This window comes from Leuconostoc sp. XM4, from assembly GCF_055698815.1.
In genome coordinates this window covers 1873507-1896537 of the sequence record NZ_CP134507.1, presented here as the reverse complement: position 1 = coordinate 1896537, position 23031 = coordinate 1873507, and the positions used below count along the sequence as shown (strand labels likewise).

Below are 23031 nucleotides of genomic sequence, written 5' to 3'. Positions count from 1 at the left end.
CAAAATGAGAATTGACGTATGTCAATTCTTATTTATTAGGAAGACAAGACTATGGTGAAATATATTTTAAAGCGATTGGCGCTTCTGATTTTCACGTTATTCTTGGTGATTACTGCTACGTTTTTCCTGATGCAAGTTATGCCAGGAACACCGTTCAATAATCCTAAATTAACGCCGCAAATGATTGCCCAATTAAACAAAGCATACGGATTGGATTTGCCTTTATGGCAACAATACCTGAATTATTTAGTAAATGCCTTTCGTGGTGATTTTGGAACATCCTTCCAATATCAAAATCAAAGTGTCAGCATGTTAATCGGACAACGGTTACCAATCTCAGCCCAGCTGGGTGCCCAAGCACTGGTTATCGGTGTTGTTGCTGGTCTGCTAATGGGTGCAGTATCAGCTCGAAATAAAAATAATAAAATTGATGGCACATTAGGTGTGGTATCAACACTAGGAATTTCGGTTCCAAGTTTTATTTTAGGAATTATTTTCCTATATTTATTTGGATTTAAGTGGCCGCTATTTCCAGTGTCTGGTTGGGGGGATTCATTTTCTCAGTCCGTTTTGCCAACCTTAGCATTAGCTGTTACACCGGCCGCCGTTGTGACGCGCTTTGTCCGTTCAGAAATGATTGAGGCTTTAGGATCAGACTATGTACAGTTGGCACGTGCTAAAGGTCTTAGTGAAAAAGAAATTGTCAATAAACATGCTTATCGTAATTCAATGATTCCAGTTTTGACATTAGTTGGACCGATGGCTGCTGGTTTGTTAACCGGATCAACACTGATCGAAAATATTTTCTCAATTCCAGGTATTGGGCAACAATTCGTCTCATCTATTCCTACAAAAGATTTTCCAGTTATCATGGGTACAACAATTGTTTATGCTGTGATGTTGATGGTAATGATTCTGATTACGGACATTTTGACGGCAATTGTTGATCCACGTGTTCGTTTGCAATAAGGAGGCTCATGATGGCTGCAAATACTGAAGATTTTGTCATCGTTGGCGCACAAAGCTCTGATGCCAACGAACATATTTCCAAGCCAGCACTGTCATTTTGGCAGGATGCTTGGCGTCGTCTGAAATTAAATAAATTAGCGGTTGTATCAATGTGGTTTTTGGTATTTATCCTTGGATTTGCCATTATATCGAATGTTTTTGTGAAGCAAAGTGACGCAAACTCGTTTGATTCTGACAATGTCGGTAAATATAAAAATTTACCACCAAAGTCTGGACTACCAATTCCTGGCTGGAACGGTAAAATAAAATCACCAGGATCAACAGAAGCGACCGATTCATATAGTGATAATAATGTGAAGCAAAACTTTTTGTTTGGTACTGATAACATTGGCCGTTCACTAGGAAAACGTGTTATTGTCGGTATGCGCATTTCTCTATTAGTTGCAATCTCGGCAACAGTCATTGATTTAGTTATTGGTGTGACCTATGGCGTCATTTCTGGATGGAAAGGCGGTTGGGTCGATGTTGTCATGCAACGAATCATTGAAATTCTCTCATCTGTTCCAAACCTAATTGTTGTTACAATGTTTGGTTTGTTACTTGGTAATGGTGTTACATCGATTATAATCGCGATTGCCATTACTGGTTGGTTGAGTATGGCTCGTCAAGTTCGTAATATGACACTTTCTTTGAAAGAACGTGACTATATATTAGCCGCAAAATCATTGGGTGAGAGTTCAACAAAAATTGCTATCAAACATTTGATACCAAATATGGCTGGTACAATTATTGTTCAAATTATGATGACAGTGCCAAGTGCCATTATGTTTGAAGCAATATTATCAGCGATTAACTTGGGTGTTAAACCACCAACAGCATCATTGGGATCACTGATTTCTGATGCACAAAGTATGTTGCAATTCTATCCTTATCAAGTTTTGATTCCTTCCGGTATGTTGGTGTTAATTTCGTTGGCGTTCATTCTATTAGGTGACGGACTGCGTGATGCTTTCGACCCACGTGCGAGTGAAGATTAAGAGGTACATGTATAATGAGTAATCCAATTTTAAAAGTTGAAAATTTACACGTCAACTTCAATACTTATGCTGGTACCGTGCAGGCGATTCGTGATGTTTCATTTGATTTAAATGAAGGTGAAACATTAGCAATTGTTGGTGAGTCTGGATCAGGAAAATCAGTAACAACAAAAACTTTAATGGGACTAAATGCTAAGAATGCCATCATTCCTGATAATAGTCGATTGATATTTAAGGACAAAAACTTATTAGAGTTGAAAGAAGAAGAGTGGCAACACGTTCGTGGTAACGAAATTGCTATGATTTTTCAGGATCCAATGACAAGTTTGGATCCAACAATGAAAATTGGTCATCAAATTGCTGAACCATTGGTTAAGCATCGTGGCATGAAAGAAAAAGAGGCTCTGGCTCGTGCGCTAGAATTGATGAAAGGTGTTGGTATTCCTGATGCCGAAGAACACATCAATGACTATCCACACCAATGGTCAGGTGGAATGAGACAACGTGCGGTTATTGCAATTGCTTTGGCAGCTGATCCTGAAATATTGATCGCAGATGAACCAACAACTGCCTTAGATGTAACCATTCAAGCGCAAATTTTGAACTTGATGAAAGAACTACAGAAAGAATCAAATTCATCCATTATTTTCATCACTCATGATTTAGGTGTTGTTGCTGGCATGGCCAATCGAGTGGCTGTTATGTATGCTGGTAAAATTGTTGAGTATGGCACTGTTGATGAAATTTTCTTCAATCCACAACATCCATATACATGGGGATTGTTGAATTCAATGCCAACAACAGATACTGAAGAAGGATCGCTGCAAGCCATTCCAGGAACACCACCTGATTTGTTGGAACCTCCTGTTGGGGATGCCTTTGCGGCACGTAATCAATACGCATTAGCAATTGATAGTCGTGAGGAACCACCATTTTTCAAAGTTAGTGAGACACACTATGCGGCCACTTGGTTGTTGGATGAACGTGCGCCTAAGGTTACCCCACCAAGAAAAATTTTGAATCGTTGGGCCCATTGGCAAGAATTACAAGGGCAGGAGGCTTAATCATGACCGAAGAAACACCAAAGAAATTGGTTGAGTTGAAAGATTTACAGTTGTATTTTAACAAAGGTAAATCGAATGAAGTTCGTGCTATTGACCATGTCAGTTTTGATATTTATGAAGGTGAAGTATTTGGCCTTGTTGGTGAATCTGGATCTGGTAAAACAACAATTGGTCGTACAATTTTAAAATTATATGAACCAACGGCTGGTTCAATTACATTTGATGGGGAAGATGTCACTAAGTTAAAAGGAAAGCATCTTTCTGAATTTCGTAAGGATTCACAAATGATTTTCCAAGATCCTCAAGCTAGTTTGAATGGACGTATGAAAGTACGTGACATCATTGCTGAAGGTATCGACGTGAACCATTTAGCGAAGTCCAAAGAAGAGCGTAATGCTAAGGTCCAAGAGTTGTTGGACTTAGTTGGTTTAAACAAAGATCATGCTTCTCGTTATCCACATGAATTCTCCGGTGGACAGCGTCAGCGTATTGGAATTGCGCGTGCACTTGCGGTCGATCCTAAGTTCATTATTGCTGATGAACCGATATCGGCGTTGGATGTTTCGATTCAAGCGCAGGTTGTTAATTTGATGAAAGAATTACAAAAGAAACATTCATTAACTTACTTGTTCATCGCTCACGATTTGTCGATGGTAAAATATATTTCAGATCGTATTGGTGTCATGCATTGGGGAAAGCTGCTTGAGATTGGAACGGCAGACGCCGTATATAATCACCCCTTGCATCCATACACGAAAAGTCTATTATCAGCTATTCCGGTACCTGATCCGGAAGTTGAGAATAATCGCCAACATATTGATTACGATTCTAGTGTTGAAACAGACGGCAAAGAACGTACAATGTTGGAAGTTAATCCAGGGCACTTTGTTTTGGCAACTGAAGAAGAAGCCGCAACTTATAAAGTACAACAGAAGTAATATAAAAATCGAACATGCAATATTGTTCGATTTTTATATTTTAATGAAACTAGTATATAATGTTTGTTAACAAATTGAGTGTATTAAATGAGAAGGAGTGATTTAATGGTTCGAATCCAAGATGATTTTTATGAGGCAATAAATGGAGAATGGGAAAAAAAGGCGGTAATTCCATCTGATAAACCTCGCACTGGTGGGTTTAGTGATTTAGCCGATGATATTGAGCAGTGGTTACTAAAAACGACATCTGGCTGGCAAAAAGGTCAAGATTTACCTGATGACGATATTTTGAATAACTTTGTGAAATATCATCGATTGGCATCTGATTTTGCAACACGTGACGAGCTTGGTTCGTCTCCAATACGACCATTTTTGAAGCAATACCAATCCTTTTCGTCTTTTGCTGACTTTGCTTCACACATCGCTGATTTAGAAAAAACGGGATTACCGAATGCGTTTCCGTTTGGTGTGGAACCTGATTTCAAGGACGCACGTACCAACGTTTTGTGGGCGGGTGGTCTGGATATTCTTTTGCCAGACACAACATACTATGCTAAAGATCATCCACAGGCAAAGGTGTTACTTGCTAAGTTTCGTGAAGAACAAGAGGATTTGTTGCCAAAATTTGGCTTTTCAGAAAGTGAAACTAATGATTTGATTGACAAATATCTTGCATTTGATGCACGGGTTGCGACCGTGGTATTGAGTCAAGAAGAGGGGCACGAGTATGCAAAGCTATACCACCCATATGAGTGGGAAAAGTTTGTCCAATTATCACCGGCGTTACCCTTAAACGATATTTTAAATGAATTGGTTGGTCAGATACCGGATATGGTTGTGGTTCCAGAAGAACGTTTTTGGCAAGCGGCTGATCAATTTTATTCAGAAGAAGCATGGCCATTATTAAAAGCATACCTGCTTGTGGCATTGGTTAATCAATTTACACCATATCTATCGGACGAAATTCGCATCTTGGGAGGAGTCTATCAACGAGCATTAAGTGGTCTTCCTGAAGCGATGAGTCAAGAAAAATCAGCCTTTTATCTTGCATCACGCCCGTTTAACCAAGCAATTGGCTTATATTATGCATCAGAGAAATTTTCTCCTGAAGCCAAAGCTGATGTTGAAGAAAAAGTTGCTTCAATGATTGATGTTTATAAGAATCGGTTGCAGTCGGTACAGTGGCTAAACACAGAAACGCGCAAGAAGGCAGTTACTAAGTTAAATACCATTGTGCCACACATTGGCTATCCAGAAAAGTTACCAGAACGCTTGAAGAAAAAAGTAGTTTCTAGCGATGCAACGTTGTTTGAAACAGCTTTGAAATTTCGAAAGATAGAAATTGCTTATGCTTGGAGCAAGTGGCATCAACCAGTCGATCGTAGCGAATGGCACATGCCGGCTCATTTGGTTAACGCGTATTATGATCCACAGCAAAATCAGATTGTTTTTCCGGCGGCTATTTTACAAGAACCATTTTATAGCTTGGCACAATCATCTTCGGCCAATTATGGTGGCATTGGCGCAGTGATTGCTCATGAAATTTCTCATGCATTTGATACCAATGGTGCTTCATTTGATGAATTTGGTAGTCTGAATAACTGGTGGACAGACAAGGACTATGAGTCATTCAAAGTAAGGACGGAACAAATTGTTGCGCAATTTGATGGTTTAGACTCATACGGTGCAAAAGTCAATGGTCACCTAACTGTTTCCGAAAACGTAGCAGACTTAGGTGGTTTAGCAGCCGCACTAGAAGCAGCTAAACGTGATGATGACTTCTCTGCAACTGAATTCTTTGAAAATTGGGCTGCCATTTGGCGAATGAAAGCACGACCAGAATATATGAAGTTACTAGCCGCATCAGATCCTCACGGTCCTGCTAAATTACGGGTCAATATACAAGTGAAAAATTTTGATGACTTCTTTGCGACATTTAACGTGAAGCAAGGAGATAACATGTGGCTTGATCCCCATGAACGTGTACAAATTTGGTGAATTTATTTTTAAATATATGTTACAGTTAAAAAGCGCAAAATAGGCGCTTTTTTTTGATACAATAAAAAAGATTAATTTTGAAGTGAGAGAAATATGTTTCCTGAAAATTTCATACTGTATAGTATACAAATACTACTTGTTGTTGTGATGATAGCAATGATTATAGTTGTTATCAGATCTTATCTGCTCCATAGACAACCCATTTTTAAGCGATTTGGTTTAGGCATGTTGATTGGATTTATAACAGATTTTGGAGATACACTGGGTATTGGTTCATTTGCAACAACAACCGCGGCATTCCGGATGACACATTATATAGATGATGATCGCAAATTACCGGGAACCTTGAACGCGGTTCATGCGATACCAGTAATGTTTCAAGCTTTATTTTTTATTACGGCTGTTAAAGTTGAATTGACAACGTTATTACCTATGACAACAGCTGCAGTGATTGGGGCTTACGTCGGGACCCATGTCACAAAAAAATGGCACGCACCTACGGTACAACGTGTGATGGCTGTAGCGTTATTAATTGCTGTTATTATCATGGTAGTACGTATGATTACTACCCCAGGAAGTAATAATTCAATGGGTGTGCATGGGTTACATGGCTGGTGGTTGATTTTGGGAATTGTTTTCAACTTTGGTATTGGTGTATTGATGACTATGGGTTTGGGTAATTATGCGCCAGAATTAATATTCTTCTCTTTGATGGGTGTTAATCCCGCTGTTGCTTTCCCTGTAATGATGTTAGATGCAGCATTGATTATGCCTACGACAGCTTTAAATGTAATCAAAATGAATCGGGTATCATGGCGAGGGTTTGCTGGAGTGGCTATAGGTGGTGTTCTAGGTGTGATTGTTGCGGCTAAGTTCTTTACTAGTATGAATGTCGATTTATTAAACAAGTTAATTGTTATTGTAGCTCTGTGGACAATTTTTGGGTTGGTTCGTGATTCTATGAAGAAGAATGTTTAAAAAAATTATGAAAAGGTATTGTCAACGGCCTGATTTTCTGGTATTATAATATAGTTGTTTGAGATATGGGAGTGTAGCGAAGTCTGGCTAAACGCGACGGACTGTAACTCCGTTCCTTCGGGTTCGTAGGTTCGAATCCTACCGCTCCCATTGCCGATAAAAGCTAACGGCAAAATAAATTAGCTATTGCCCCTTCGCCAAGTGGTAAGGCATCGGTTTTTGGTACCGACATGCGCTGGTTCGAATCCAGCAGGGGCAACTAATATAAAAAGGAACTTGGGAGAGTTCCTTTTTTTGTATATAATTATCCATAACAGATAAAATGTGAGGCGATAATTATGAACTTTTTTGTGAATAAGGCAATTGGAGAAAGTAATAGTGGCGTTGAACACGCACAGTTTTATCGTGCGCACTGTTTTCGTGAAAAAAAGATTGAATTTAAGTTTATCTTCACTGACTTATTGCCACAATTACACCATCATATGCAATTGTGGTCCCTACCAGAAAATGAAGTTATCGGATTATATGATTTGTTGTTAAGTGATGATCCAGATCGATACGCCAAAACTGGTTTAACGGAAATTAATGAATATTCCACTAACTCTCTGTGGGACTTAACGAACACGCAGCGCACTATCGTGCATCAAACGACGGGGCAATATACTGAGACCATTTTTCGTTCTAAAAGTTATTCTGAAGCGAAAAAATTATTCTTGATTGACGATGATCGTGTTATTTTAAAAAATGGTATCCATGAAATAATGTGGCACTATCGAGATAGTGGTTCACGTGGAAAAATTGCTACAAATATTCATCTACGTAATTTTCGTGGTAAAAATTATGTTTTTTTAACAAAAGAAGCATTAATTGATTTCTTTTTTATAGAAATGCAACATATTTTTCAAAAAAATATTTATTTTTTAGATCGTGGGACAGCGTGTGAAGAATCATTAGTACGATTAAAGCGTATTGGATTACCCTTGAAAATTGTGGATATGATTCATGCTGAACACCTAGTAACCTATCAAGGTGGGCACCCTTTATGGAACAATTATTATCAATATATGTTTGATCATCTGGATGATATGGACTTAGTCGTAACAGCTACAGAATTACAAGCTGAGATGATAAAAAAACAACTTACTCAAATGAATATGCGAGGCGCAGATAAAATTTGTGCAGTACCGGTCGGTGGGGTAGCTAAATTAGAAAATCCACGTCGCTGGCACGGCGGTACAGCTAATTTCGTCACCGCCTCACGCTTACATCCAGAAAAAAATATACTACAAATCATAAAAGCGATTAAAAAATTACGCGATGAGGGGATGGATGTCACGTTAGCCATCTACGGTTCAGGAAACGAAAAAGAAAATATACAAAGAGCAATAGCGGAATTAGACTTGCAATTTAGTGTGCATTTAAAAGGTTTGAGCCAAGACATTATTCATGATTTTCAAAAATATGATGCATTTGTATCAGCCTCTTATTCTGAGGGGTTCGGATTAACGTATATTGAAGCCATTGGGGACGCTTTACCGATAGCCACCTATGCTAACTTATATGGTGCCCAAGAGCTTGTGTGTGAGGGAGTGAATGGGTGTCTAGCTGATTTTGACAGAGACAAAGCGCAAGAGTGTGCTAATATTTCCAGTCTTGCTGATGCGATGCGACGTATTTTCGATAATTATGATCACTTATCTGTTGGTGCTCACAAAAAGGCACAGGAATATCAGACAAATAACATCGCTGATCAGTGGCAAAAGATATGTGAGGTGCTAATATGAAGATAGAGATTATCAATTCCCTCACAGAAACCAATTTAAAGGGAGTTGCTTGGCAAATAGAGCAAGTAAAGTCCGGTAATAGTGATGAATTGTGGTTGGCTACACCACATGAAGATGCAGCGCATCTCATTAAAAAACTTGGTCTAAATCCTCATAGGGTGTTTGATATATATGCGCAGTCTTATTTAAGTGAGATTGATGAAACCAAAGGCATCTGGTGGGGTGAATTACCAGTGCCCAACGAGGCGCAATTGATTATTAACAAAGACTGGACTAAAAGTATCGTTAGTCGTGGGCAACAGCTAGCAACTGTACGTTGGTTTGGTGATTCTAAACGAATCGTGCAGGCAGTTGTTTGGCAGGATTCAGATGGTAAAATAGACTATAAAGATATTTATTTACGGGACGGACGTTTATTTGCAAAACAATATTTTAGCGAAGGAAAGTTATTAGAATCCGATTTTTATTTTGGTCATCCTGAAGTGGTGGTCAGTGATTATTATTTTGAAGGTAAACGCAATTTTGTTTATGTTGCTGGTCAAAAATATGCTAGTGCTGAAAAATATATCATGAACACGTTAAGTAAATATGCTGGAAATGATTATAATGTTACGCAGTTGCAAAGAGAAATGAGCTACGTACCTAAGCGAACAACGTTAACAATTCTTGACGAATTATCAAACGAAAAAAGAGATATTTGGAGTCAATTAACCGTTATTTTAAAAGATAATCAACATGAAATAACACGGATTTTGGTGGACCAAAAAAATTATTTGAAGTTACGGATGACGGGATTGCCTATGAAAAAGGTTCACCGTCGAAATTAATCGTGCAGTTTCTCACACGCGAACAACACAAAGACAAAATTTTGTTTTATAATAGACTTGTAACTATAAAAATTTGGAGGCTATCATGGCTAAATTGACTGTTTCAGATTTGGAACTTTCAGGTAAGAAAGTATTGATGCGCGTTGATTTCAACGTGCCTATCAAGGCAGGCGTTATCGGAAACGATAACCGTATTGTGGCAGCTTTGCCAACAATCAAGTATGTTTTAGAAAACAATGGTCGCGCAATTTTGTTCTCTCATTTGGGACGTATTAAGTCTGAAGACGATAAGAAAGAATTGTCATTAGCACCAGTTGCCGCACGCTTGGGTGAATTATTGGGTAAGGACGTTAAGTTCGTGCCACAAACTCGCGGTGAAGAATTAGAATCAGCAATCAACGCTTTGCAAGATGGTGAAGTTTTGATGGTTGAAAACACACGTTTTGAAGACGTTGTTGATGGCGAAGTGGTCAAAAATGAATCAAAGAACAATCCTGAATTGGGCAAGTATTGGGCATCATTGGGTGATGATTTGTTCATCAACGATGCCTTTGGTACAGCTCACCGTGCCCACGCTTCAAACGTAGGTATTGCTTCAAATGTTTCACAAGCAGCTGCTGGCTTCTTGATGGAAAAAGAAATCAAGTTCTTGGGTGATGCTGTTGCGAACCCAGTTCGTCCTTTCGTTGCTATTATTGGTGGTGCAAAGGTTTCTGATAAAATTGAAATCGTAAAGTCATTATTGAACAAGGCTGATAAGGTTATCGTTGGTGGTGGAATGGCCTATACATTCGATGCTGCTAAGGGTAACAAGATTGGTAATTCATTGTTTGAAGCTGATAAAGTTGAATTGGCTAAGGAATTGATGGCAGAAGCTGGCGACAAGTTGGTTTTGCCAATTGATTCAATTGCTGCTGACGCATTTTCAAATGATGCAAAGACTGAAGTTGTTGATGCTGAAGCTGGTATCCCTGACGGCTACATGGGTCTAGATATTGGTCCTAAGTCTGTTAAGTTGTTGCAAGACACATTGTCTGATGCAAAGACTGTTGTTTGGAACGGACCTATGGGTGTGTTCGAAATGTCTAATTTTGCAAAGGGTACTTTGGCAATTGGTGAAGAATTGGTTAAAGTGACTGAAAATGGTGGTACAACAATCGTTGGTGGTGGTGATTCAACTGCTGCGGTACAACAATTGGGTGTTGCCGACAAGTTGACCCACATTTCAACTGGTGGTGGTGCTTCACTTGAATACCTTGAAGGTAAGGAATTGCCTGGAATCGCTTCAATTTCAGAAAAGTAATTTTAAAAATAGCGCGAGAGCGCTTTTTTTGTACAATAATTTAAAAATTGTTAAACGTTTGATTGATTAATTACTGTATATATGGTTTAATAATTAACGGACAAAATAACGTTTGCCAGTGAGCAGACATTTTGGAGGAAAACAATATATGACAATTAGTCAGTCCGAAAACGTAATGCAGCAAGATCAGGTAGAGACTGGTGCTCAAATGACCAGCGAACAAAAGGTGGTTCTTGGATCAACAACCCTAGGGTTTACTTTGGATCATATGGACGCAACGTTCCTATCTTTCGCATTGGCGCCTATGATTGCCGAGCTACACATTACTGGTGCACAGGGTGGAATTATTGCAGCAATGTCAAACTGGGGAGCACTATTAGGAAGTCTCTTGTTTGGTATTTTAGCTGACCGTATCGGGCGTGTTAAAGTATTGTCTTATACTATTATGCTCGTGACCTTTGCGACAGTTATCTTGGCATTTTTGGATAACACGCACACGATTTATGCAGCTCGTTTCCTTCTGGGGATGGGAACTGGTGGTGAGTATGGTGTAAGTATGGCATTGATTGCTGAGAGCTTTAGAGCTAGTCGTGTAGGCCGTATGAGCTCTATTACTGCAATTGGCGGACAAGTGGGTGCCATACTCGCGGCAATTTTAGCAACATTAATTATGCCTTCCTTTGGTTGGCGTGGTTTGTTCATGTTAGGATTTTTGCCACTAATCGTTGTATACATTGTGAGACGACACTTAAAAGAAACACCTGAATTTGAGCAACTGCAAGCTGACTACAAGACTGGTAAAAAGAAATTTAGTTTTAAAACGATTGCCAATACCCCCAAACGCGCTTATACTTCTTTTGTGTTAATTGTGATGTTGACTATTCAAACGTCGGGCTATTACGGTTTGATGAACTGGTTGCCAACAATTATGCGGAAGCAATTGGGTATCACAGAAACAATTACAGCAGGATACGTCAATCTTGGTATGATACCTATTATTATTGGTATGGCGGTTGGTATGCTTACTTTTGGTACGATTCTAGACACCATAGGTCCCCGACGCGCGTTTGCTATATTCTTAGTAGCTTCAGCGCTTATGATTTATGTCTTTACATTTGCATATAATATGTGGACATTAACAATTTTAGGTGCATTAGTTGGATTTTTCTCTAACGGCATGTATGGTGGATTTGGCGCAGTTATTAGTCAATTGTATCCTTCGGAAATTCGAGCAACTGCAGCCAATACCTTGATGGGATCTGGCCGTGCTATTGGTGCCTTTTCATCAGTTGTGATTGGTTGGATTATGGACAATTATAGTGTGGCAGCCGTGATGCTGAGTTTATCGTTAATGTACGTCATTAGTTTAATTTTTATGTTAACAATTCCTGGATTTAAAAAATTAAATACTGACCAATAATTCAATAAAATTAAAAGGAACATTTAATGATAATGTTCTTTTTCTTTTGGGTATTTATGTGAAACGAGTCACTAATGGAAGGAGATGCGTAGTAAATAATACTTTACAAATATGACAAAAAGCGGTAAAATTAATTGTAAATAAGTTCACATACAAGAAAGAGGTTAAAAATGAAAGCAGCAGTTGTTCGTAACGTAAATGATGGTTATGTTGATTTGATCGAGGATTGGCAGCCACGTGCGTTAGCATTTGGAGATGCATTGGTTGATGTTGAATACGTTGGCCTTTGTCACACTGATTTGCACTGTGCAAACGGCGATTTCGGTGACCCTAACAAGATCGGTGAACGTAACGGTAATTTTGGTCGAGTTATTGGACATGAAGGTGTTGGACGCGTGTCTAAATTAGGTGAAGGTGCTAGCGATTACCTTAAAGTCGGTGACCGTGTTTCAATTGCCTGGTTCTATGACGCTTGTGGCGTTTGTGATTACTGTGTCTCAGGAAACGAAACGTTCTGCCGTAAGGTGCGTAATTCTGGTTACACAATTGATGGCGCAATGTCACAACAAGTTGTTGTAAATGCTAAGTATGCGGTTAAAGTACCAGAAGGTTTAGACCCTGTTGAAGCGACATCAATTACTTGTGCTGGTGTTACAATGTATAAAGCCTTGAAAGTCGGTGAAACTAAGCCTGGTGAGTGGGTGTCAGTTCACGGTGCTGGTGGTCTAGGTAATTTGGCTGTTCAATATGCACACAGTGTTTTCGGTGCTCACGTTGCAGTTATTGATGGAAACGATGATAAATTAGCAGCCGCAAAAGCTAATGGAGCGGAAGTACTAGTTAATCGTAAGAAGGAAGATGTTGTGGCTAAGGTGAATGAATTAACTGGCGGCGTTCACAATGCCCAAGTGACAGCTGTTAACGATGCTGCATTCTCCCAGGCTGTGAATGTACTTCGTCCAATGGGCAAGCTTGTAGCCGTTGCTTTGCCACAAGGTGATATGGCTTTGAATATTGCTAAAACAGTCCTTGATGGTATTGAAGTTCGCGGTTCATTAGTTGGAACACGTGCAGACCTAAAGGAAGCTTTCCAATTTGGTGCTGAAGGAAAAGTTAAGCCAATTGTTGAGACAGTTGCCTTCCAAGATATGAATGAAATTATTGATGAAATGAAAGCTGGTTCAATTACTGGTCGTAAGGTCATTGATTTTACAACACTTTAATAGTAAAAAAGCGTAAACAACTATAATAGCTGTTTACGCTTTTTATTTTGATCTTAAGCATTGGCTTCTAAAACAATTAAATTATCCTCGGAATCATGTATTGATAAGGCAATTTTGTTTCCGAATCTTTTTTCTGGCTCGCCAATAATTGGGATGAAATTGTTTCGTAAGTGTTTTACCAAATCGGCTTGGTGATCACGAACGAGCATTTCTAGGCGGTCAGTTGGTTTTCCGGTGACAAACACAATATCTTCGCCATCAATTACAAGGTGCCGACCACTTTGGTGACCAGATTGCGGCAAATCAAATACATCACGCCAAAAGCGATAAGCACGGTTGATGTCAGCAGCTGGAATAGTTTTGATGTTTAGTTTACGTGGTTTCATAATAATTATAGTATAGCGGATTCTCTGGTTTTTTCAACCAGTTCCATATCTTGTTGGCGAGTTAAGATTGTATAAATGGTAATCAGTGATGCGACAAATACCATGAAGAACCAAGAAATATTTGGTGAATAGATGTTTGCGGTGCCGAGAAAAATAATTTGACCAAGTGGCGTGGCCGACATAACGAATGTATTAATTAGACCAGAAACACCAGCCAAGCGATTATGATCGATTCGTTTCATTAAGATTGCCCCTAATTTTGGATTGATTTTAGCTTCAATGTATGAAAATAAAAAAATGATTAGCATCCATAAAACACCATTTGGATAAAAAAGGGGTACAGCAGCAATTAACACAATACCAATACCAGAAATGCCAATTAATTGTTTTGTTGTTAGTTTCTTGAAAAAATCATTGGTAATCAAAGATCCAGTTAATAGGCCAATTGAACTTATTGCACCAAAAATAGCTACGGTCGTCCCAAAGTTACCAATTAATAACGATTTGTTATGTAATAAGGTCAGGTTGAAAACACCATTAAAAGAGGTGCCGACAAAATTAATGGCGGTAGCGAGTAGTAAAATTTGAAAAAACAAATGATCCTTGTAAACATAAATAAAAGTTGATTTTAAATCTGAAAAAATTGATGTATTGGTATTTGGCTTTGTTTCTGCTTCAATATGTTGTTCGGCTTCCAAAAATTGACGATGATTAAGCGCCATAATGGACCAAGCAATAACAAACATCCCAGCATTGATAAGACTAAATCCAGCGTAATTTTGATGCAAAATGCCAAGTAAAGCGACGCCGGAAAAACCACCAATTAAGTTGACGGCAACACTGACAGTTTGCTCCAAGCTCATTGCTTCTTGCAGATCAGAATCGCTTAAAATAAATCTAGAAACTGGTTTCATTAGTAAATTACTATAAGATCCGACTACCGAAGAAACAAAGACTAATAATAACAGTATCAAAAAACTCCAAAATTGACCGTCAAAGAAAATCAATATCACAGTAATAATCAAAAAAATTATTGATTGAGAGAGGCGAGCAATACGCCAAGACCGAAGGTGATGCTTCGTTTTATCAGCAAAGTTTCCAACAATAATGGAGAATAGTGTTGGTAGTATTTCTGTAAATGCAACTAATGTAACACTAAGTGTTTTGTTTGGCAGTGTTGCAGCATAAACTAAAAAAACAATATTGAAAAAGCTGCTTCCTAAGTTATTAACGAACTGTGATGTAATCATTACTCGAAATGCTGTATTATTTTTGGCAACGCGCATATAAGAACTCCTTTTTTTAATGATAAATTGAATAAATATAGCATACATGGTAAAGTCAGTTTGACAACAAAAAGAGAATATATTCTATTTTTTAAATAATGAGGGTAATGAAAATGAATTATGGTGCGACTTTTAAACGTTTACGAGAAGATAAGGGTTTAAAAATAGTTGACTTAGAACAGCCTAGCATATCTCGATCACTGATTGGAAAATTTGAAAAAGGGCATACTCGTATTTCAGCGGATCGGCTAGATAAATTATTATCAGATATGGGTGTTAGTCATGATGAATTCTTGTTTCTTGGTGGAGAAACCAACAATAATTATATTTATATGTTGCTCCGTGAAATGGGTGTTCAATCCGGGAAACCACAAGAAAAGAAACAATTAGGAGCAATGATTTTGAAAGCTACAAATGATATGCGTCAAGGTCGTGGCGGTATCAGTGCACGCTTTATACGTGATTTTGGTTTAATGATACAGGGCGCACTTGCCGAAGAAGAGAATTTACAAATATATGACATTGATATTGTGAAAAAACACGTCAGACCAGCAGTTAATTTTTTAAAGCAAGCCGAAACGTGGGGACAAATTGAATTAGATATTTTTACTTTGTTTTATTTTGGTATGTCTCCAAGTGACCTGTTAATTTTAAGCCGTTTAGCTATCAAACGAGCAAAATTTTATACACAGTTACGTACAGAAAAAAAGCGATTAGTAGATATTGCTTATACAGCCTTTAATGGACTGCTTTTTGTAGATCTTAAAGGTGCAGCTGAAATGTTAACCTTATCGGAACAAATATTGAGCGATGCTGACCAGTTTATATTAGATTGGACTGGTGAGCGAATTCGTTTGAAATTTGGAAAGGGTTTATTAATGATGATGCAAGGAAGTGTGGAAGAAGGCTATCAATTAGCTCATTCGGTTCTTACTGTTTACGAAATTACTGACCAAAAAGATAAAGTGAAATATTCCAAAGAAGTTATCGAAAAAACACGAGACGCTGTTTTATCGGGGGAAACGCAAAAAATACCTCGTACATACTCAATGTTGCTTTAAAGTATGGTAGACTTATAGTTATGGCATTATTAGAAATTTCAGGCCTTTCAATGGCCTACGCAGAAAAAACTTTATACGAAGATGCAGCATTTGAATTACAGGCTGGAGAACACATGGGCATTGTTGGCCAAAATGGTGCTGGTAAGTCAACACTTATCAAGATCATTACCGGTCAAGAACTACCTCTCTCTGGTAAAATCGAATGGCAAAAAGGCTTAAAGGTCGGCTATCTAGACCAGTATGCAGAAATTCCTGAGGGAATGACGCTGGTTGATTTTTTGCATACGGCTTATCAAGATTTGTATGACAAACAAGACCGTATTACGGAACTGTACAATGAATATGCAGAGAGCTTATCTGACAAATTGTTAGAACGCGCCGGACGCATGCAAGAAGAGCTAGACGCTGCCGGATTTTATGACGTGGACACCAAAATTGAGCGCGTGATTTCTGGATTGGGATTGGAAGCCATTGGGCGCACTCGGGCACTAGAATCAATGTCTGGTGGCCAACGTGCCAAAGTCATTCTGGCTAAGTTATTGTTAGAAAATGACGACGTTATTATCTTAGATGAACCAACAAACTATCTAGATGTGGCCCATATTGAATGGCTTGAAGATTTCCTACAGTCTTTTGAAGGGTCAGCGATGATTATTTCGCATGATTTTGACTTCCTGGATAAGGTAACCAATGCAATAATTGACCTATCGTTTGGTAAAATTACTAAGTTCCGTGGCTCATTTAAAAAGGCAATGCGTCAAAAAGACGAGCGAGCTGAGCAACAGTTACGTCAATATGAAAAGCAACAAGGTGAAATTGAGAAAGCGCAAAAATTCATTGCCAAAAACAAGGCACGTGCGTCAACATCAAAACAAGCCAAGTCACGTGAAAAAATGTTGGCAAGAATGGATCGAGTTGATCCACCGTCAGAGGCATTGCAAGCTAAGTTTAATTTTCCCTATGTTAACTCTCAGTCTGCAAACGCACTAACAGTGAATGAACTTTCTGTTGGTTATGTAACACCTGTTTTGGAGCCGGTGACCTTTTCGATGACATCGGGTCAAAAGGTTGTCTTCAAAGGTTTCAACGGTGCTGGTAAGTCTACACTAATTAAATCTGTTTTGGGTGTTATTCCAGCACTTGGTGGTGAAGCAGAGTTTTCACCATCAGCAGTTGTGAATTACTTTGATCAAGATTTAGAATGGGACAATGATCAAAAAACACCACTGCAAGAAATGCAAGATCGTTTCCCTAAATTGGAGCCGAAAGCTTTACGTACTCGGTTAGCTGCTGCTGGTATTAACGCTGAAAATGCGCAAAAACCAATGAAGCAGCTTTCTGGTGGGGAACAGACCAAAGTTAAGTTGGCCATTATGGAAATGAAACCAAGTAATTTCTTGATTTTAGATGAACCGACAAACCACTTGGATGAAGGCACAAAAAATGCTTTGCGTGCAGCTATCGACAAATTCCCAGGAAACGTGATTATTGTTTCCCACGAAACTAGCTTTACAAAGGGACTAGGAGATAAAGAATTAAACGTTGCCGCATTAAGCTATAAAGAAGAAGCGGAATAACAATCAAGAGTTAACAATTTCTGTGCACCCGTGTAATAGATGAGCAGGTGTTTCCAGATATGCGACGGTTAAACTTGACCGAATGTAATTAAAAAAGCCGATACGGACTCTATGTGAGTGTCTGTCGGCTTTTTAAAAGCAACTAAAGCAATCTTTCATGGAAAACCATGGCATTGAAATACGGTAATTATGACATTACTATGAGTCTTCGCTCATGAACTGTTTATTGAGCGCAAAAAGCAGTGTTGACGGCATTTTGGGTATTGCTATCCGTTCTAAATTCTGGTATATTAGTTATTGTTATGGAGAAGTACTCAAGCGGCTGAAGAGGCGCCCTTGCTAAGGGTGTAGACGTGTTAAAGCGTGCGAGGGTTCGAATCCCTTCTTCTCCATTTAGCATTTCATGGCGTTGCACCAAGATCTTGGTGCAACGCTTTTTTTATGTAAAAATGCAGTACTTTATTGATTTTTGATTGTGAGCTATTTTGCGTTACTTATTTTTCTGAAACTACATATTGGTTTTGACGCAGACAGTCTATTGAATTAGAGAGATTTGTTTCTTTTATTAAAATATAATCAGTATGTACGTTGATATTGCAAATATGCTGACGTCAATTTCGGTTAACAAAGTTGCTATCTTAGATAAAATGCCAACTAAACTGAAATCTAAAACACCATTGATTTTTAATGCGCGCCAACCATCTTCTTGGTTTATTGTTTTTGTTGGCACACTCTTTGTTGGAGCAACGATAGAAAGCTCATCTGCAGTAGAGCCAATAAACAGAGGCTTCATTGATAAATCCAATTGTTCCAATGATTCGATTTGAAAAACCGAGAGTTGTTCTGGCAAAAGTATTAATTCCATAGTGTATTCTCCTTAGTAAATTAAAAAGCCTAGGAAATATTTCGTTAAGAAATATCTCCTAGGCTTTTATCCGTCCGTGTGTACAATGTAATCATTGTATGTTTTCTCTTGGACCAGACCTATTATTATAGCGGAACCCTAGAAAACTATAGATTAATAATAAACTAACTATTTTTATTAGGCAATTTAGAATGGGAATCTTTAGATAAAATTAAAAATATTTATATAGGTAATTTTTGAATTTGAAACATTATTATATAAATGTTTAACTAACTTGTCAATATTGATAGTAAAAGAATATCACTGATTTTTACAATATATTAAATTTACTGATTTGCACTTTTAAAAAATAATTTAGTCTGTATAGTAAAGTATTAAAGATAAAAGATTGGAAGAGAGCAATGAAGATAAACATTTTGGTAGACAATAACACATTTATTGATGAATATTATTTCGGTGAGCCCGCTTTATCTATGCTAATAGAAGATCAAGATGAAAAAATACTTTTTGATATGGGGTACAGCGACATATTTTTGCAGAATGCAAAAATCAAGGGTATTAATCTAAGTGAAATGACTAAAATTGTTTTTTCGCACGGACACAATGATCATACACGTGGTATGAGTTTTTTATCAAAATCATCAGGACTTTTTGGTAAGTCAGTTTATGCACATCCACTTTTTTTGAATTCAAAGCGATATGAGAAATTAGATATCGGGTCTCCCAAAAGTACGGAATGGGTATCAAATAAGTTTGATTTGAACTTACAAAAGGAACCAATTAAATTAACAAATAAAATTTGGTACTTAGGAGAAATAGGTCAGTATACTGCTTTTGAAGAGCGAGAAGCCATAGGAGAATATTTTGTTAATAATAAATGGGAAGACGATTATGTAATGGATGATACAGCGATGGTTTATGAAACAGATGAAGGGCTATTTATTATCACAGGATGTTCCCATAGCGGCATTTGCAATATTTGTGAGCATGCTAAGAAAGTTACAGGTACCAATAAAATACTTGGTATCATTGGTGGCTTTCATTTGTTTGACCTAGATGAACGATTAGAAAAAACTGTTGATTATTTTCAAAATAATAATATTGCACAACTATATCCGAGTCACTGTGTTTCTTTTAAAGCTAAGGCATATATAAATCAATTTATTACTGTTGAAGAGGTCGGAGTTGGATTAGAAGTTAATATATAAAATAATGAGAGAGCGTGTTTTAACTTATTATTATTTATTTGCTGACACTGTGAATTAGCGAGTCAAAAGCATGCCATTAAATCACTTTTGTTTTATAAAGCGAAAAGCCCCCAACTAGTATTTGGAGATTTGGTTATTATTTATAAATATATAAATGGCGATATAGTTCTTGGCTAACCTGAAAAATATTGAGCAGGCTAACCAATGCGTAAGCTGAAAAAGGTAACCATTTTTTCTCTCTAAATCTCTCAACAGCGTATGAAATAAGCATAAATGCTAGTAACAATGGCATTGAGCGCTGAATATAGATATTATTCGGATATGTAAAATTGGCTACAATAAAAGAAATAGCAATTACAAAAAGCGCTGCTCTATATTGAAACATTTTGCTGTGTATATTTATGTTTTCCATATTTACATTTTCTCTTTCTTTATTTTCTATTTTGTTGACGGAGTTAGCAATGATGAGCATATGAATCTCGTCAATGTCATCAGCTAACTTGTTTGAAATTACACCACTTTTTTATATTTATCGAAAAGGTACGTCCCTTTGTTTCATAATTTCATTCCCTTTAATGCTCTAGTTAACGAAAAAAATATATAACGTCGCTAGGCCAGCAATCGTGACAAAAGCAATATCTGAATTGAATTTTTTCTTCTCACTGTAGCTCTGAAATCCAAGAGCCAGCATCATTAATGTCACAATAAGAGCGCTGTATTTTGTATAGTTAAACTGAAAGTTGGCATAATTCAGCAATGCCATTACAATCAGGGCAACCGCACCTATAGTTTTCATCATTTTAAATGGTTGTTTTGTCATATGTCATCCCCAATTATACTTTTAACGTGGTTCGGCACGTATATACGTACTCTGTGAGTACATTATTTGTAAATTACTATAGCAGAATAGAAGACTACGGGCGTTTTATATTGTACTTCAACGATTTCGTGCCCGTCCGCTTCTAGTTCAGCCAAAGCAGTGTTTAATTTATCTGTAAAACTCGTAGCTGTCCAGTAACCATTTATCAGTTGTGTTTTCATGTCTCATCCCCAATTAATTTTAATGTATGTAAGCACTCTGTGAGTGCTTATTTAGTAAATCTACACGTTAGATATTTTATGCCACTAAAAATAGTTAGCAAAGTAAATAAAAACGCCATTGAGCCATTTGCTGAAGCCGCATTTTTAGATATGGTTAGAGAAAAACTAAAGTCAAGCCCATTTTGGTAGACTGTATAGATTGTTAGTAAAGCAATCAGCAATGTAATACTTAACCAGAGTGTAGTTCTTTTCATTATAATAATGCTCCTAATTTATTTTGCGGTATGTAAGTACTCTGTGAATACTTTTTATTTAGAGGTCACTTAATCATTAATTTCAATGTCAGGGCGACGTTTAATGACAATCTTTTTGTCTAACGTAATTGAGACACCTTGGTCAAAGATGCCGCTAGATTCTACTGTAACTTCATTTTCGCTAACTTTTAACACTATAAATAGTCCACCCCTAAAATTATCAGAACTATCCTCAATGGCTATGTTACCCTGGTCATTATCCATAACGATTGTATTTTCAGGTGTAAATAATTGCCAACCATAAGCTACTATTTGCGTCTTTAATTCTTGTTTATTTTTTGTCATCCTTAATCCCCAATTACGCTTTTAACGTGGTTCTGCACGTAGTATTTGCTAATATGGCTAGGCTAATTATCTAAAAAAGGATATTATTGCAATGCTTAGTAATGTAAACACCCCTACTAAAAATAAATCTTTTTTTAGTTCTCTCTTCGATTTATTATGTTGGTATCTATCAACCGCAAGAGCAGTCCATAGTATTACCATAAAAACTGCTTGGACAATTTTTATATATAACGTGTTGGTATTAGTCACAATTTCATATAGGACTGTTCCTAAAATTCCTACTGTGGCAATTATTCTAAAAATAGTGGCTTTTTGCATATTGTTATTCCCCCGCTGTTATGCAATAGGGAAGCGACACATAGAGTTTATCCCCTTGTTAAAATAAACAGTTTTTTTTCGTTTTAAGTCACATACTGATGGTAGGTGGATTTCTATTTATAGACAAAGTAAGTCAAAAAGCTAATGAAACTTGCCAATAACATCATTATTCCCGCCACACGATACTTTTTACTTTTCTTATCTTTACTTACTATTAAAAATGTTAGTCCACTCATAGCCATTGGGAACGTTGTTAATAAATCCATAAAATACACCTAAGTTATATGTTTTCAAAACAGCACTCTCGAGTGACGCAGGTATACCGAAGTACGCCATGAAGTCATAAATTTTGCTATATCTTTCTGTTTTCTCGTCAAAGTAGAGGTCAAGCAAGAAGTTTTAATGCATAGGCATTAAAACTAATTATAGCGTTGTGCTGGACGATATTTATTAGTGTTTTAATATAGTCCACTTGATACGTAGTCAGAGTAGCAAGGGGAAGGTGAGCTGTTTCTTACTTTCAGTTTTAAACCTTATTCTTGATTCAGTTTAAAAGTTATTTTTCCTTTGTTAAGATTAGTATCTTGTTGGTAAATTAACCTTAGTTGATGATTTGTATTTGCTTGTCCCACAAGGTTTCCCGTCGTTGATTCACCTTGACGTAAAGTGCCGCTGTCTAAAGAAGCAGTTACGTTGTAAGAAGACTCTGTTGTATCTGTTTGTTTACCATTGTCATCAAGGTGAAAAAAGTATGAATCATAATCAAATTTTTTATTACTGTTATTGGTAATGGTCATATTGACAACAACAAATTGATTTCCAGCAGCTAATTTATCAATTTTGGGGTAACCATCTATGAAACTGAAGTCATTTACTTTAAACTGAATATCTTTATATTCTGCTGTCTCACCAACTTTAAAAATTGACTGCGGTTTTAAAGTGTTTTTGGATGAGGTTGTATCAACTTTTTTAACCAAATCACCAGAATACCTAGTATAAACTTGCCAAAAGCCAATAATGACGACAATTACTATTATTAGCGTGGTAATCCAAATACTTTGATAAAAACTTTTATTTTTGGAACGTGTTTTTATATTTTTTCTGCTCATATTTTTTCTTCTTTGCATTTTATATGCGCATTAAAGCAGC

General features: G+C 37.3%; 22 protein-coding genes, 3 tRNA genes, 1 pseudogene and 1 riboswitch. Of the genes and pseudogenes, 17 read left to right on the top strand and 9 right to left on the bottom strand.

The window, feature by feature from the left end; genetic code table 11:
• The first annotated feature begins 51 nt into the window (after positions 1–51).
• The 13 genes from RHP64_RS09595 to adhP all read left to right on the top strand — a co-directional run bounded on the left by RHP64_RS09595 (position 52) and on the right by adhP (position 13541).
• Positions 52–969, top strand: coding sequence for an ABC transporter permease (locus tag RHP64_RS09595; RefSeq protein WP_011680476.1), 918 nt, complete (start codon positions 52–54; stop codon positions 967–969).
• A gap of 11 nt (positions 970–980) precedes the next feature.
• Entirely contained in the window at positions 981–2006 is a 1026-nt protein-coding gene (locus RHP64_RS09590; RefSeq protein WP_011680475.1) for an ABC transporter permease, read from the top strand.
• A 14-nt stretch (positions 2007–2020) separates the two neighbouring features.
• A complete protein-coding gene (locus RHP64_RS09585) occupies positions 2021–3070 on the top strand; it encodes an ABC transporter ATP-binding protein (protein WP_025268538.1) in 1050 nt (349 codons plus the stop codon).
• A 2-nt stretch (positions 3071–3072) separates the two neighbouring features.
• Entirely contained in the window at positions 3073–4008 is a 936-nt protein-coding gene (locus tag RHP64_RS09580; protein WP_025268537.1) for an ABC transporter ATP-binding protein, read from the top strand.
• Positions 4009–4113: 105 nt separating this feature from the next.
• Entirely contained in the window at positions 4114–6006 is a 1893-nt protein-coding gene (locus RHP64_RS09575) for a M13-type metalloendopeptidase (RefSeq protein ID WP_025268536.1), read from the top strand.
• 93 nt (positions 6007–6099) lie between these two features.
• Positions 6100–6984 carry a sulfite exporter TauE/SafE family protein gene (locus tag RHP64_RS09570; protein ID WP_061515099.1) on the top strand — a complete coding sequence of 295 codons (885 nt, stop codon included), beginning with the start codon at positions 6100–6102 and terminating at the stop codon, positions 6982–6984.
• A 67-nt stretch (positions 6985–7051) separates the two neighbouring features.
• Positions 7052–7134, top strand: a tRNA-Tyr gene (locus RHP64_RS09565).
• 37 nt (positions 7135–7171) lie between these two features.
• A tRNA-Gln gene (locus RHP64_RS09560) sits at positions 7172–7243 on the top strand.
• 79 nt (positions 7244–7322) lie between these two features.
• The gene (locus RHP64_RS09555; RefSeq protein WP_025268534.1) at positions 7323–8768 is read left to right on the top strand and encodes a glycosyltransferase; all 1446 of its coding nucleotides are present in this window, start codon (positions 7323–7325) and stop codon (positions 8766–8768) included.
• Positions 8765–9595 carry a glycosyl transferase gene (locus RHP64_RS09550; protein ID WP_025268533.1) on the top strand — a complete coding sequence of 277 codons (831 nt, stop codon included), beginning with the start codon at positions 8765–8767 and terminating at the stop codon, positions 9593–9595. Before RHP64_RS09555 ends, RHP64_RS09550 begins: the two co-directional genes overlap by 4 nt.
• 85 nt (positions 9596–9680) lie before the next feature.
• Positions 9681–10898 (top strand): phosphoglycerate kinase, encoded by a 1218-nt coding sequence (locus RHP64_RS09545; protein WP_002815670.1) that lies wholly within the window; start codon positions 9681–9683, stop codon positions 10896–10898.
• Positions 10899–11046: 148 nt separating this feature from the next.
• On the top strand, positions 11047–12318 hold the full coding sequence (locus tag RHP64_RS09540) for an MFS transporter (protein WP_050884446.1): 1272 nt from the start codon (positions 11047–11049) through the stop codon (positions 12316–12318).
• Positions 12319–12488: 170 nt separating this feature from the next.
• The gene (adhP, locus tag RHP64_RS09535) at positions 12489–13541 is read left to right on the top strand and encodes an alcohol dehydrogenase AdhP (protein ID WP_011680466.1); all 1053 of its coding nucleotides are present in this window, start codon (positions 12489–12491) and stop codon (positions 13539–13541) included.
• 53 nt (positions 13542–13594) lie between these two features.
• Here the strand turns inward: adhP and RHP64_RS09530 are convergent, their stop codons facing one another.
• Together RHP64_RS09530 and RHP64_RS09525 are read right to left on the bottom strand one after the other, a co-directional pair.
• Positions 13595–13927, bottom strand: a complete 333-nt coding sequence (locus RHP64_RS09530; protein WP_002815665.1) for a lactoylglutathione lyase — start codon at positions 13925–13927, stop codon at positions 13595–13597.
• Between the two features lie 5 nt (positions 13928–13932).
• The gene (locus RHP64_RS09525) at positions 13933–15213 is read right to left on the bottom strand and encodes an MFS transporter (RefSeq protein WP_025268531.1); all 1281 of its coding nucleotides are present in this window, start codon (positions 15211–15213) and stop codon (positions 13933–13935) included.
• Positions 15214–15320: 107 nt separating this feature from the next.
• Between RHP64_RS09525 and RHP64_RS09520 the strand changes: the two genes are divergently transcribed.
• The 3 genes from RHP64_RS09520 to RHP64_RS09510 all read left to right on the top strand — a co-directional run bounded on the left by RHP64_RS09520 (position 15321) and on the right by RHP64_RS09510 (position 18243).
• Complete coding sequence (locus RHP64_RS09520) at positions 15321–16274, top strand: helix-turn-helix domain-containing protein (protein WP_223825237.1); 954 nt, start codon at positions 15321–15323, stop codon at positions 16272–16274.
• 20 nt (positions 16275–16294) lie between these two features.
• Entirely contained in the window at positions 16295–17851 is a 1557-nt protein-coding gene (locus RHP64_RS09515; RefSeq protein WP_011680464.1) for an ABC-F family ATP-binding cassette domain-containing protein, read from the top strand.
• 304 nt (positions 17852–18155) lie between these two features.
• Positions 18156–18243, top strand: a tRNA-Ser gene (locus RHP64_RS09510).
• Positions 18244–18345: 102 nt separating this feature from the next.
• On the opposite strand, the pseudogene RHP64_RS09505 reads toward RHP64_RS09510, so the two are convergent.
• Positions 18346–18716 (bottom strand): annotated as a pseudogene (locus RHP64_RS09505) (ACT domain-containing protein).
• A 53-nt stretch (positions 18717–18769) separates the two neighbouring features.
• A riboswitch (guanidine-I (ykkC/yxkD leader) is annotated at positions 18770–18869 on the bottom strand.
• A gap of 248 nt (positions 18870–19117) precedes the next feature.
• Between RHP64_RS09505 and RHP64_RS09500 the strand changes: the two are divergent.
• Positions 19118–19924, top strand: a complete 807-nt coding sequence (locus RHP64_RS09500) for an MBL fold metallo-hydrolase (protein WP_025268529.1) — start codon at positions 19118–19120, stop codon at positions 19922–19924.
• 136 nt (positions 19925–20060) lie between these two features.
• Here RHP64_RS09500 and RHP64_RS09495 read toward each other — a convergent pair whose 3' ends face one another.
• The 6 genes from RHP64_RS09495 to RHP64_RS09470 all read right to left on the bottom strand — a co-directional run bounded on the left by RHP64_RS09495 (position 20061) and on the right by RHP64_RS09470 (position 22991).
• Positions 20061–20396 (bottom strand): hypothetical protein, encoded by a 336-nt coding sequence (locus RHP64_RS09495; protein WP_025268528.1) that lies wholly within the window; start codon positions 20394–20396, stop codon positions 20061–20063.
• A gap of 108 nt (positions 20397–20504) precedes the next feature.
• A complete protein-coding gene (locus tag RHP64_RS09490) occupies positions 20505–20744 on the bottom strand; it encodes a hypothetical protein (RefSeq protein WP_011680462.1) in 240 nt (79 codons plus the stop codon).
• 62 nt (positions 20745–20806) lie between these two features.
• A complete protein-coding gene (locus RHP64_RS09485; protein WP_164907661.1) occupies positions 20807–20965 on the bottom strand; it encodes a hypothetical protein in 159 nt (52 codons plus the stop codon).
• 323 nt (positions 20966–21288) lie between these two features.
• The gene (locus RHP64_RS09480; protein ID WP_025268527.1) at positions 21289–21564 is read right to left on the bottom strand and encodes a hypothetical protein; all 276 of its coding nucleotides are present in this window, start codon (positions 21562–21564) and stop codon (positions 21289–21291) included.
• 66 nt (positions 21565–21630) lie between these two features.
• A complete protein-coding gene (locus tag RHP64_RS09475) occupies positions 21631–21882 on the bottom strand; it encodes a hypothetical protein (protein WP_014325167.1) in 252 nt (83 codons plus the stop codon).
• Between the two features lie 533 nt (positions 21883–22415).
• The gene (locus tag RHP64_RS09470) at positions 22416–22991 is read right to left on the bottom strand and encodes a DUF4352 domain-containing protein (RefSeq protein WP_025268526.1); all 576 of its coding nucleotides are present in this window, start codon (positions 22989–22991) and stop codon (positions 22416–22418) included.
• Positions 22992–23031: the final 40 nt, after the last annotated feature.